The sequence below is a fragment of the Mycolicibacterium alvei genome (assembly GCF_010727325.1).
GTDB lineage: Bacteria > Actinomycetota > Actinomycetes > Mycobacteriales > Mycobacteriaceae > Mycobacterium > Mycobacterium alvei.
On record NZ_AP022565.1, the window covers coordinates 1,447,343 to 1,459,866 of the forward strand.

General features: G+C 67.5%; 11 protein-coding genes. 3 read left to right on the top strand and 8 right to left on the bottom strand.

Features of this window, described 5'->3' with window-relative positions:
* Positions 1-54 precede the first annotated feature (54 nt).
* A complete protein-coding gene (locus G6N44_RS06905; protein ID WP_163662335.1) occupies positions 55-1,860 on the top strand; it encodes an N-acetylglutaminylglutamine amidotransferase in 1,806 nt (601 codons plus the stop codon).
* 103 nt (positions 1,861-1,963) lie between these two features.
* Positions 1,964-3,643 (top strand): N-acetylglutaminylglutamine synthetase, encoded by a 1,680-nt coding sequence (ngg, locus tag G6N44_RS06910; RefSeq protein ID WP_235682967.1) that lies wholly within the window; start codon positions 1,964-1,966, stop codon positions 3,641-3,643.
* 82 nt (positions 3,644-3,725) lie between these two features.
* Here the strand turns inward: ngg and G6N44_RS06915 are convergent, their stop codons facing one another.
* The 4 genes from G6N44_RS06915 to map form a co-directional block, all read right to left on the bottom strand.
* The gene (locus G6N44_RS06915) at positions 3,726-4,289 is read right to left on the bottom strand and encodes an alpha/beta fold hydrolase (protein ID WP_163662338.1); all 564 of its coding nucleotides are present in this window, start codon (positions 4,287-4,289) and stop codon (positions 3,726-3,728) included.
* A 64-nt stretch (positions 4,290-4,353) separates the two neighbouring features.
* On the bottom strand, positions 4,354-5,028 hold the full coding sequence (locus G6N44_RS06920) for a hypothetical protein (protein ID WP_163662340.1): 675 nt from the start codon (positions 5,026-5,028) through the stop codon (positions 4,354-4,356).
* A 9-nt stretch (positions 5,029-5,037) separates the two neighbouring features.
* Positions 5,038-6,492: a cobyric acid synthase gene (locus G6N44_RS06925; protein ID WP_235683054.1), complete on the bottom strand. Its 1,455-nt coding sequence runs from the start codon at positions 6,490-6,492 to the stop codon at positions 5,038-5,040.
* A gap of 61 nt (positions 6,493-6,553) precedes the next feature.
* A complete protein-coding gene (gene map / locus G6N44_RS06930; RefSeq protein ID WP_163662344.1) occupies positions 6,554-7,411 on the bottom strand; it encodes a type I methionyl aminopeptidase in 858 nt (285 codons plus the stop codon).
* A 116-nt stretch (positions 7,412-7,527) separates the two neighbouring features.
* On the opposite strand from map, the gene G6N44_RS06935 reads away from it, so the two are divergent.
* A complete protein-coding gene (locus tag G6N44_RS06935; RefSeq protein ID WP_163662346.1) occupies positions 7,528-7,908 on the top strand; it encodes a PaaI family thioesterase in 381 nt (126 codons plus the stop codon).
* A gap of 13 nt (positions 7,909-7,921) precedes the next feature.
* Here the strand turns inward: G6N44_RS06935 and G6N44_RS06940 are convergent, their stop codons facing one another.
* The 4 genes from G6N44_RS06940 to ispG all read right to left on the bottom strand — a co-directional run bounded on the left by G6N44_RS06940 (position 7,922) and on the right by ispG (position 12,518).
* Positions 7,922-8,509, bottom strand: a complete 588-nt coding sequence (locus G6N44_RS06940) for a DUF1707 SHOCT-like domain-containing protein (RefSeq protein ID WP_163662348.1) — start codon at positions 8,507-8,509, stop codon at positions 7,922-7,924.
* A gap of 23 nt (positions 8,510-8,532) precedes the next feature.
* Entirely contained in the window at positions 8,533-10,356 is a 1,824-nt protein-coding gene (locus G6N44_RS06945; protein ID WP_163662351.1) for a penicillin-binding transpeptidase domain-containing protein, read from the bottom strand.
* A gap of 85 nt (positions 10,357-10,441) precedes the next feature.
* Complete coding sequence (locus tag G6N44_RS06950; RefSeq protein ID WP_163662353.1) at positions 10,442-11,296, bottom strand: GNAT family N-acetyltransferase; 855 nt, start codon at positions 11,294-11,296, stop codon at positions 10,442-10,444.
* Between the two features lie 55 nt (positions 11,297-11,351).
* The gene (ispG, locus tag G6N44_RS06955; RefSeq protein WP_163662355.1) at positions 11,352-12,518 is read right to left on the bottom strand and encodes a flavodoxin-dependent (E)-4-hydroxy-3-methylbut-2-enyl-diphosphate synthase; all 1,167 of its coding nucleotides are present in this window, start codon (positions 12,516-12,518) and stop codon (positions 11,352-11,354) included.
* Positions 12,519-12,524 lie beyond the last annotated feature (6 nt).

Sequence of the window (12,524 nt, forward strand, 5' to 3'; positions counted from 1 at the left end):
CCCGACACACCGCGTGTGACACGCCGCCGCCAGATCCTGTGTAGGGTCGAACTGATGTGTGGAGCCGCCGGGGAGGTGCGTCTCGATGGCCGGACACCGGATATTTCAGCGGTGTCGGCCATGGCAGACGCGATGGCACCCAGGGGTCCGGATGCGGCCGGTGTGTGGTCGCAAGGCCGGGTCGCGCTGGGTCACCGCCGCCTGAAAATCATTGACCTGACCGAAGCGGGCGCCCAGCCCATGGTCGATCCCGAACTCGGATTGACCGTTTGCTGGAACGGCTGCATCTACAACTACCAGGAGCTGCGCCGGGAACTGTCCGGGCACGGTTACCGGTTCTTCTCCCACAGCGACACCGAGGTGCTGCTCAAGGCCTATCACCACTGGGGCGACCGGTTCGTCGAGCATCTGATGGGGATGTTCGCCTTCGCGATCGTGGAGCGCGACACCGGGCGGGTGCTGCTGGGCCGCGATCGGCTGGGCATCAAGCCGCTCTACATCACCGAGGACAGCCACCGGATCCGGTTCGCGTCGTCGCTGCCCGCACTGCTGGCGGGCGGCGGGGTCGACACCCGGATCGACCCGATCGCACTGCACCACTACCTCACCTTCCATTCGGTGGTACCGCCCCCGTTGACGATCTTGCAGGGCATCAAGAAGGTGCCGCCCGCTTCGGTGGTCGCGATCGAACCCGACGGCAGCCGGCACACCACCGTCTACTGGTCGCCGGACTTCACCCGGCACTCCGACCGGGCCGACTGGTCGGAAAAGGATTGGGAGGACGCGGTACTGGAGTCGCTGCGGCGCGCTGTCGAGCGACGCCTGGTGGCCGACGTGCCCGTCGGATGTCTACTGTCCGGCGGGGTCGATTCTTCTCTGATCGTCGGCCTGCTCGCCGAGGCCGGCCAGCACGGGCTGTCCACGTTCTCCATCGGTTTCGAGTCGGTGGGCGGGGTGGCCGGAGACGAGTTCAAATACTCCGACATCATCGCCGAGCACTTCGAAACCGATCACCACCAGATCCGGATCGGCACCGACCGCATGCTGCCCGCCCTCGACGGAGCGATCAGCGCGATGAGCGAACCGATGGTCAGCCATGACTGTGTGGCCTTCTATCTGCTCAGCCAGGAAGTGTCCAAACACGTCAAGGTGGTGCAGTCCGGGCAGGGTGCCGATGAAGTCTTCGCCGGTTACCACTGGTATCCGCCGATGGCCGAGCCAGGTGCGGCCGGCCTGGACGGCTCGGTGGCCAGCTACCGGGGCGCGTTCTTCGACCGGGACAGCACCGGGGTGAGCGCGCTGATCAGCGAGAGCTACCTGGCTGACGGGGACCCCAGCGGCGCGTTCGTGACCGATCACTTCGCCGCGGCGGGCGCCGGGACCGGGGTGGACCGGGCGTTGCGCCTGGACACCACGGTGATGTTGGTCGATGACCCGGTCAAGCGGGTCGACAACATGACCATGGCGTGGGGGCTGGAAGGCCGAGTGCCATTCCTCGATCACGAACTCGTCGAGTTGGCCGCCACCTGCCCGCCCGGTCTCAAGATCGCTCACGGGGGCAAGGGTGTGCTCAAACAGGCTGCGCGCCGGGTGGTCCCGGCAGCGGTGATCGACCGGCCCAAAGGGTACTTCCCGGTCCCGGCGTTGACTCACCTCGAAGGTCCGTATCTGGATCTGGTCCGCGACGCGCTGTACGCGCCAGAGGCCAAGGAGCGCGGCCTGTTTCGTCCCGAGGCCGTCGACCGGCTGTTGGCCGATCCGAACGGCAGGCTGACTCCTCTGCGTGGCAACGAGTTATGGCAAATCGCACTGCTCGAGTTGTGGCTGCAGCGCCACGGCGTGACGGGAGCCTCGGCATGACCGCCACGGACCACGACGCCCCGCCCCGGAGCGGGAGCCCGATCACACCGAGGCGATCACGCTCAGCCTGCATGATGTCTCACCTCAGCACCTCGTCGACGCCATGGCCAATGATGTGGTACTCGAATTAGGATGGGGCCGACTGATTTTCGGGCAGACGTTCGCCGACCCCGAGCAGCTCGCAGAGGTGCTGCAGCAGGAGGGTCCGGGCCGCCGCGACATCTGTATCTACGCCCGCGAATCGCACGTGTTGATCGCCCGCTCCCCCGCGGAGCTGTTCATCGACCCGAGCCACACCTACCGGTTGCGGTTCACCGACAAACTGGATGGCGTAGAGCCGGTCGGCTTCACCGTGCGCACGCTGCAGACACCGGCCGATGCCGACGCGATGAACCGCGTGTACGTCCGGTGCGGAATGGTCCCCGCACCCGTCGACGTCATCTGGCACAACCACACCCTGACCCCGGCGGTCGTCTACCTCGTCGCGGTGCGCGACGACGACGGCGCGGTGGTGGGAACGGTCACCGGCGTCGACCACAAGCGGTTGTTCGCCGACCCCGAGGGCGGGGCGAGCCTGTGGAGCCTGGCGGTGGATCCAGCGGCCGGCCTGCCCGGTGTCGGCGACGCGCTGACCCGGACCCTGGCCGGGATCTTCCGCGAACGGGCCCGGGCCTACCTGGACCTCTCGGTGGCCCATGACAATTCAGCCGCGATCGCACTGTACGAGAAGCTGGGTTTCCAGCGGGTCCCGGTGCTTGCGGTCAAACGCAAGAACGCGATCAACGAACCGTTGTTCACCCATCCGCCGGAGACGGTCGACGATCTGAATCCGTATGCCCGCATCATCGCCGACGAGGCGATGCGTCGGGGCATCCGGGTCGAGGTGCTCGATGCGGGTGCCGGAGAGATGCGTCTGTCGCACGGTGGCCGCAGCGTCATCACCCGGGAGTCGCTCTCGGAGTTCACTTCTGCGGTGGCCATGGCCCGCTGCGACGACAAACGCCAGACCCGACGGATCGTCTCCGATGCCGGTATTTCGGTCCCCAGGGGCCGGCTGGCCAGCTTCGATAGCGAGGATCACGAGTTTCTGGCCGAGGTCGGCGATGTGGTGGTCAAGCCCACCCGTGGCGAGCAGGGCAAGGGCATCACCGTCGGGGTGGACGGCAGCGAAGAACTCGACGCCGCGCTGCACCGGGCCCGCGAGCAGTACCCGGAGGTGCTGATCGAGCAACGCGCCGCCGGCGACGATCTTCGGTTGGTGGTGATCGACGGCAAGGTGGTGGCTTCGGCGATTCGCAAGCCCGCCGAAGTGGTCGGCACCGGAAAGCACACGGTGCGTGAGCTCATCGACACGCAGTCGCGGCGCCGCGCGGCTGCCACCGGCGGGGAATCGCGCATCCCGATGGACGACGTCACCATGGGCACGGTGGCCGACGCCGGCTGGTCATTGGACGATGTGCTGCCCGAGGGCGAGCGCCTGCGGGTGCGGCGCACGGCGAATCTGCATCAGGGCGGGACAATTCACGACGTCACCGCGGAGGTGAACCCCGAACTGTGCCGGGTCGCGGTGACCGCAGCCGAGGCGCTCGGTATTCCGGTGACGGGAATCGACCTGCTGGTGCCCGATGTGACGGGCCGTGACTACGTCTTCATCGAAGCCAACGAGCGCCCGGGGCTGGCGAATCACGAGCCGCAGCCCACCGCCGCGGCGTTCGTGGATTTCCTGTTCCCGCAGCAGCCGGGGTTGCCGCAAGCCTGGAAGCCTTCGGAGGCGGCTGACTGAGCGCTCGCGCGAAGGCAGGCCGCCGACCCGACAACACCGCGGCGGCTGACTGAGCGCTCGCGCGAAGCGGGACGAAGCGCAGTCACCAACTACTGGTGCGCAGCACGATCTCGGCCGCCAGCTGTGCGGTCGAGTCGCCGGCATTGCGCCGGCCCGGCATCTCCACCAAGCGGAAGTCACCGTAGACGTAGCGCTGGCTGGCCTTGGCCACGGCCCGGGCGGCGGGGTTGCTGACCAGCACGGTGGTGTTCATCTCCACCGGGGGGCATTCGTCGTCGCGAATCACGCCGGTGGAGTCGGCGACGCGTGGGTGGCCGCGATCCACGACGACCAGGCCGATGAACTTGTCCAGCCGGGTGGCGGCCAGTTCCCAGGCGAGTTCTCCGCCGAGCCGGTCACCGACCAGCAGCGCCCATTTGATGTCGAGCGAATCGAGAATGCCGACCACGGACTTGGCGGTCAGGCGCGGATCGGGACCGATGATCACCGTGCGCAATGACGCGGTGTGCAACCGTCGGCAGATCTGTTCGTAGGCGGCCGGACCGTGATGGCCCGCGCTCAGCACCACCACGGTGGAACCCTTCTCGGGTCCCGAGACGTCGACGGGTGTGGTGAATCCGTCGATCGTGGCGACGGTGGTAAGCATTCGGACAAACTACCCGTCCAGTAGCGATGCGCGGGCCGGAATCACCATTGTCCTGACGCCTACGTCAGCGCGCATCCAGGCGCCGGGCCTGAATCCCGAAAACGTCCAGAAATGTCTGCGGCAATGCACCTTTGGCGACGATCGAAGGATTCTGGGTCGGGAATGCGATGCCGAAAACCGCCCAGTTGCCGACGTTTTCGAAGGCGAAGAAGATGCTGTGCTCAACACCGCCCAGACGCATGGTCTGTTGATAGGCCAAGGCCGACGTACGCGGCGTGGCCAGCTTGGTGGTGGTCATCGGGATGCCCTGGTCCGACGGATCGAAGTAGGTCGAGAACTGCGCACAGCGCTGCGCGGTGGCTGCCAGACGGTCCAGCGGCAACGGCGCGGTCATCACGGTCAGCACCATGCGTGCCCCGTCGTAGGCGGCAATGAACTGCGCGGCACTACCGGGACCGCGCTCGGCGGATTCGGCGATCACCCGCGTCAGCCCGTCACTGCATCCGGCCGGGGTGGACAGCATCGGAGCCGGCCCACCCGATCCGCCCGGACCGGAACCGTCGGCGGACACCCGGTCGAACTGGACGCCGGGCGGGAAGTCGGCGGCCGTCAGCAACACCTGCTCCAGGATGGCGCCGGGCCACGTGGGCGACCCGGCGACCACGGGCGAGCAGCCGGACACCGTCACCAGGGCGACCAGCCCGACCAAACCTGCCACCAGCCGATGGCGCCGACTCATCTGTCCAGGTTACCGGGGTGGTCCTACGAGCGCGGTGGTCATGGCGGGCCGCGGCGGCGGTCCATGCTGCACCAAGTCCATCACGGCCGCGATGTCGAGATGCGCGGCCAACAGGTCGGCCATGAGGTCCAGCTGGGCGTCCCGCCGGCCTTGCACGTCGATGTCGTCGGCGACCACGAACCCGACGCGACCGGCGTCGGCGGCGATCTCGGTGAGCCAGGCACGGCGCACATGGTCATTGTCGAGCAGGCCGTGCCAGTGCGTGCCGTAGACCGCCCCGCAGCGCAACCCGACGCCGAGCCAGTCATCGGCCGCCGTACGGGTCACCTGCCCATGATGAATCTCATAGCCCCACAAGGGGTTTTCCCAGTGCCGCAGAGTTTTGTCGGGGGCGAATTCGATGTCGGCGTCGAGCAGACCGAGCCCCTCGACGGATGCCCCTCCGGCCGCTCCGGCCTCGACGGCGTCGTCGATGCGGCGGCACAACATCTGGAACCCGCCGCACACCCCGAGCACCGGCCGTCCCTGGGCGGCGTGATCGAGAATGGCCGCGGCCAGACCGCGTTGACGCAGCCACGCCAGGTCGCTGACGGTGGCCTTGCTGCCGGGGATCACCACAAGGTCGACGCCGGCCAGGTCGGCGGCATCGGCGACCCAGCGCACCACAACGCCTGGTTCGCAGGCCAGGGCCTCGATGTCGGTCGAGTTGGAGATACGCGGCAGCCTGAGGGCGGCGACCGTGAGCGTCTGCGCCCCACGGGGTGGCTGCGGTGTGCCCACCAGGCCGCCGGGTCGGACCGACACCGAATCCTCGGTGTCGAGCCAGATTCCGTCATCGAACGGGATCACGCCGTAGTTGGGGCGGCCGGTCAGCTCGAGTAGCTGACGCAGGCCCGGCTCCAGCAGGGACGGGTCGCCGCGGAACTTGTTGACGACGAATCCCGCGATGAGCGCCTGGTCCTCGGGGGCCAGGACGGCCACGGTGCCGTGCAGGTGGGCCAGCAGCCCGCCGCGGTCGATGTCCCCCACCACGATGACCGGCAGATCTGCTGCGCGGGCCAGCCCCATGTTGGCCAGGTCGGTGGCACGCAGGTTGATCTCGGCCGGTGACCCGGCCCCTTCACAGATCACCACGTCGAATTCGGATCGAAGCGTTGCCAATTCATCGGCGACGACCGCGGCGAGCCGGTCCCGGTGGGTGAAGTAGTCGCCCGCGGCAACCGTTCCGGCCACCTGGCCGCGGATCACCAACTGCGAGGTCCGGTCCCCGCCGGGCTTGAGCAGGATGGGGTTGAACCGGATGCTGGGTGCCAGCCCTGACGCCCTGGCCTGCATGGCCTGAGCGCGGCCGATCTCGCCGCCGTCGACGGTGACCGCCGAGTTGTTCGACATGTTCTGCGCCTTGAACGGCGCCACGGACACACCCGTGCGGGCCAACAACCGGCACAGGCCCGCCACGACCATCGACTTGCCGGCATCGGAGGTCGTGCCGGCGACGAGCAGCGCGCCGCTCACGGTGCGTGATTCACGGCAGGGTCAGGATCTCGGCGCCGTCCTCGGTGACCACCAGGGTGTGCTCGAACTGTGCGGTCCACTTGCCGTCCTTGGTCACCACGGTCCAGTCATCGCCCCAGATCTCGTAGTCCAGCGACCCGAGGTTGATCATCGGTTCGATGGTGAAGGTCATGCCCGGTTCCAGGACGGTCTCGACAGCAGGTTGATCGTAGTGCAGTACCACCAGCCCGTTGTGGAACGTCGTGCCGATGCCGTGCCCGGTGAAATCGCGAACAACGTTGTAGCCGAAGCGGTTTGCGTAGGCCTCGATCACCCGGCCGACGATCGACAGGGCACGCCCCGGCTTGACCGCCTTGATGGCGCGCATGGTCGCCTCGTGGGTGCGCTCGACGAGCAACCGGTGTTCCTCGGAGACGTCGCCGGCGAGAAAGGTGGCGTTGGTATCACCGTGTACGCCGTTGATGTAGGCGGTCACGTCGATGTTGACGATGTCACCGTCCTCGATCACGGTCGAGTCCGGGATACCGTGGCAAATCACCTCATTCAGCGAGGTGCAACAGGATTTGGGAAATGACTTGTAGCCCAAGGTCGACGGATAGGCACCGTGATCGATCATGTAGTCGTGAGCGATGCGGTCCAGCTCATCGGTGGTGACCCCGGGCGCCACGGCCTTGCCGGCCTCGGCCAGGGCGGCCGCCGCGATCCGTCCCGCCACGCGCATCTTCTCGATCACCTCGGGCGTCTGCACCCAGGGCTCGCTCCCCTCCTGCACGGTCGACTTCCACGCGTACTCCGGTCGCGGGATCGACTTGGGAACCGGCAGGGTCGGTGACTGGACGCCGGGGCGCAAGGCGGTACGAACTGGCATGTGGACAGCTTAATCGTCGGCCCGGCGGCGACGCCTGTCGCGGTGACACCACAGGAGAGCGCCCCTCTCGGGAACCGGTAATGGTGTTACCGTACGGGGATGATGGAGGGCCGGCGATGACCGAAACCGCTCATGTGCTGCAACTGCTGGACTACCGCGAGGTGGAGTCGAGCGCTGACCGGCTGGTGCTGGAAATGGACAACCGGCCCGACCTCGCCAACGTCCGCGGCGCCCTGCAAGGCGGGTTGGTGGCCACCCTGATCGATATCGCGGCGGGCATGCTGGCCGGCAATGCCAGCGGTGTGGGCTACGACGTGACGACCGCCGACCTCAATATCCACTTCCTGGCCCCGATCATGGGCACTGCCCGCGCGGAGGCGAAGGTGGTGCGGGCCGGAAGAAGGCTCATCGTGACGTCGGTCGATGTCACCGACATCGACCGGGACCGGCTCGCGGCTCGGGCGACGCTGACGTTCGCGGTGCTCGAGCCGCGTTGAGCAACGCTGCAGTTCAGGACCGGCGCAGCGTCAGCTTCCAGTTGCGGCGCGGCCCACGGATATCGACCGAACCGCACACCACCTTGCCGGTGAGGATGATGTGCGGGGCGCCGTCGGCGGGTGCGTCACGGCGGTGATCGTCGGCGCTGCCCACGATCACCTCGACATCGTCGATCGAGGCGCTGGCCCCTTCGGGCAGCCTGATCTCCAGCGATCCGAATTTCATGTCCAGCTCGATGACCACCATCGGACCGGCGAACCGAGCCCGGGTCAGGTCCAGCTCGACCGAACCCATCCGGCGCACCAGTGCAAGCCGGGTCGGCACCGTCCATTCACCCTGGCGTTTCAGCGAACCGAGCACACCACGCAACTCGACGCGGTCGGTGGCGGTGGTGACGATCGCACCAGGCCCGGGCAGGTCCCCCACCAACGCATCCAGGTCCGAATGCAGCCGGGCCAGCGACACCATTGCCGAACGCTCCTCGAACTCAGCGATATCAATCAGGCCGAGTGCAACCGCGTTGTGCAGCCGACGCATCGTCCCGTTGCGATCGGCATCGGAGACGCGCAGGTCCACGGATTGTTCATTGATCCCTGTCATGGCAGGTTCAACGGTACCGCCGTTCAGGCCAGGTAGGCCGGGGGTAGGCCGTCGAACATGGTCTTGCACATCCGCACCGCGTACTCCGAACTGCCGCCGCCCACGATCAGCGCCGCAAATGCCATGTCCCCGCGATAACCGGCGAACCAGGAATGCGAGCCGCCCATGAACTCGGCCTCACCGGTCTTCCCCCGTACATCGCCGAGCCCGTTGAGATCCTTGGCCGTGCCGTTTGTCACCACCAGCCGCATCATCGGCCGCAGTCCGTCCACCATCTTGGGGGTGATCGGTGCGCCCGCACCGTCGACCATGGTCTGGCGTCCTTCGATGAGTCGAGGCACCGGCGTCCGGCCCGCTGCGACCGTCGCGGCCGCCAGCGCCATGCCGAACGGGCTGACCAGCACCTTGCCCTGCCCGAAACCGTCCTCGGTGCGCTCGGCCAGGTCCACAGTCGGCGGCACCGAGCCGGTCAGCGTGGTGATGCCGTCCACCTGGTAATCGGTGCCGATGCCATAGCGTGCGGCAGCCTGGGTGAGGCCACGCGGGGGCATCCGGCTGGCGAGCTCACCGAACGTGGTGTTGCACGAATTGGCGAACGCTCGCGACATCGGCACCGCGCCCAGGTCGAATGCGTCGTAGTTGGTGACGGTCCGGTGCCCGATGTCCAGGGTGCCCGGGCAACCCAAAAGAGTGTTGGGCGTTGCCATGTCACGCTCGATGGCCGCCCCGGCGGTGACCATCTTGAAGGTCGATCCTGGGGGAAACTGCCCCATGGTCGCGAGCGGTCCGGCGGCGTCGGCAGCCGCGTTCTGCGCGACCGCCAGGATCTCGCCGGTGGACGGTTTGAGCGCGACGATCATCGCCTGCTTGCCCGTGGTGTTGACCGCGTTCTGTGCGGCGTCCTGCACGGCGCGGTCCAGGCTGATGGTGATCGACGGTGCCGGATCGCCTGCCACCTCGTTGAGCACTTCGACGTCGACGCCGTTCTGGTTGACGCTGACCACCCGCCAGCCCGGCTGCCCGTCGAGTTGGCCGGCCACTGAATTCTTGACCTCGTTGACGATCGCGGGGGCGAAAGTCTCGTCGGTGGGCAACATTTCAGGCTGCGGGGTGATGACGACGCCGGGCAGCCGGCCGATGGCGGGCGCGATCCGGTCGTTGTCGGATTGGCGCAACGTGATCAGGCTCATCGGCTGTGCCGATGAGCTGGCCTGCTCGGCGAGTCGCTGGGGGTCCCCCAGGGCGGGGTCGAAGCCCCGCAGTGTGTCGGCGACCGCCCGGGCCGTCGGCATCAACGCGGAACCGGCTGCCCTGGCATCCAGTCCGTACGCATAGATGTAGCCGGGCACCAGCACATCGGTACCGCCACGCTCGTTGACCGATGCCCGTCGCGGTGCGTCGGCCCGCAACGCGAATGTCTGGTGCTCGCCCAGTTTCGGGTGCAGCCCGGTCGCACTCCAGCGCACTTCCCAGCGGCCCTCCTCACGGATCAGGTTGAGCTGCCCGTCGTAGGTCCAGGTGCGGTTCTTCGGCAGGTGCCAGGTGTAGCGGTAGGCGACGCTGCCGGTGTCCCCGGTGTACTTCGAACCCAGGATCTGCGCGTCCAGTCGGGTGGCCTGCACACCGCTCCACGCTTCACTGAGGGCGGTCTTGGCCTCGTCGGGCCGGTCGGCCAGCGCCGCGGCGGCGGCGGTGTCACCGGTAGCCAGTGCCGCGAAGAACTGTTCGGCGGCGGACTCGGGGCCGTCAGGCCGCGGGGTGCAGGCGCTGAGCGCCGTTGCCCCGGCGACCGCGATGACCATCAACAAGCCTGTGGTCCGTGTGACTGATGATGTTTGAGTTGCCATTGAGGCTGATGTTAGAAACGTGGACGCCGATTTCGTTGGAGGCGCACCGATACCGAACCGAGACTGTGGCGAGACCGACCGGTTGTCAGTCCAGCAAAATGGTGGCGAACGTGCCGACTTGCTCGAATCCGATGCGCGCGTACGTTGCCCGGGCCACCGTGTTGTAGCTGTTGACGTACAGGCTCGCGATCCGGCCCGAGGCCACCACGGCGGCTGCCATCGCCGCTGTCCCCGAGACGCCCAGCCCGCGGCCACGCCACTCCGGATGCACCCACACCCCCTGGATCTGGCCGACCGTGGGTGACTGCGACCCGACCTCGGCCTTGAACACCACCTCGCCGTGCTCGAACCGGGCCCACGCCCGTCCCGCGGCGATCAGGCCGGCAATCCGACGCCGGTAACCGGTGCCGCCGTCACCGAGGCGTGGATCGACCCCCACCTCTCCGATGAACATGTCGATCGCCGCAACCAGGTAGGTGTCGAGCTCGTCCATCCGCACCGGGCGGACGGCCGGGTCGATCGGACACTCCGGCATCGAGTTCAGCGCCATCAGAGGCTGCTGCTCGCGGACGTCACGGGCGGTACCCCACACCGTTTCCAGCCGCCGCCACATCGGCAACACGAGTTCGGCACGGCCGACCACCGACGAGCAGCGCCGCGCGGAGCTCATCGCCTTGTCCGAGAATGCCTTGAGATCTTCGGTGTCACCGCGCAGCGGGATCAGATTGGGCCCGGCGTAGCACAGCGACTCGGTGACACCGCGTCGCGTCCAGAGTTCCCCGCCGATCGCACCGTGTTCGACACCGAACTCTGCGACGCGCGCGGCAACCATGCACGACCCCACCGGGTCCTCGTCGAACACCTGCAGACAGGGGGTGGCGTCACGCACCACGGAAACCCGTCGCTCGTCGACGAGTCGGAACAGCGGCGGTGCCGACATTGGCGAATCCCTCTGCTCAAGCCAAGGCTGGGTGACCCCGCTCACAGGGTCCCTATCAGCTTACGGTCACCACTGGCGAACCGCTGGCATCATCTGAACCCGCTTCGGTTCCCATCTCGGCGGCCAGGCGCATGGCCTCTTCGATCAGAGTCTCGACGATCTGCGCCTCGGGCACGGTCTTGATGACCTCACCCTTGACGAAGATCTGGCCTTTACCGTTGCCCGAGGCAACCCCGAGATCAGCCTCCCGCGCCTCACCCGGACCGTTGACCACACAGCCCATGACGGCCACCCGCAGCGGGACGTCGAGCCCGTCGAGGCCCGCACTGACCGCGTTGGCCAGCGTGTATACGTCGACCTGAGCCCGTCCGCATGACGGGCAGGACACGATCTCCAGGCCACGCGGGCGCAGGTTCAGCGACTCCAGGATCTGATTGCCGACCTTGACCTCTTCGGCCGGCGGCGCCGACAGGGAGACCCGGATGGTGTCGCCGATGCCCTGCGACAGCAATGCGCCGAACGCCACCGCGGACTTGATCGTGCCCTGAAACGCCGGTCCGGCTTCGGTGACACCGAGGTGAAGCGGATAGTCGCACTGGGCGGCCAGTTGGCGGTATGCCTCGACCATGATCACCGGATCGTTGTGCTTGACGCTGATCTTGATGTCGCCGTAGCCGTGCTCCTCGAACAGCGACGCCTCCCACAGCGCGGATTCGACCAGCGCCTCGGGGGTGGCCTTGCCGTACTTCTGCATCAACCGTGGATCCAGTGAGCCGGCGTTGACGCCGATCCGGATCGGGATACCCGCGTCACCGGCGGCCTTGGCCACCTCTTTGACCCGGCCGTCGAACTCCTTGATGTTGCCGGGGTTGACCCGCACGGCCGCGCAGCCGGCGTCGATCGCGGCGAAGATGTACTTGGGCTGGAAGTGGATGTCGGCGATCACCGGGATCTGGCTGTGCCGGGCGATCTCGGCGAGCGCATCGGCATCCTCCTGCCGGGGGCAGGCCACCCGCACGATGTCGCAGCCCGACGCGGTGAGCTCTGCGATCTGCTGCAGCGTCGCATTGACGTCGTGCGTCTTGGTGGTGCACATGGACTGCACCGCGATCGGGTGTTCGCTGCCGACGCCGACACCACCCACGTCGAGCTGGCGGGTCTTGCGTCGCGGTGCCAGGGTCGGCGCCGGGGGCGCGGGCATTCCCAAACCGATGGACGTCATGAGATG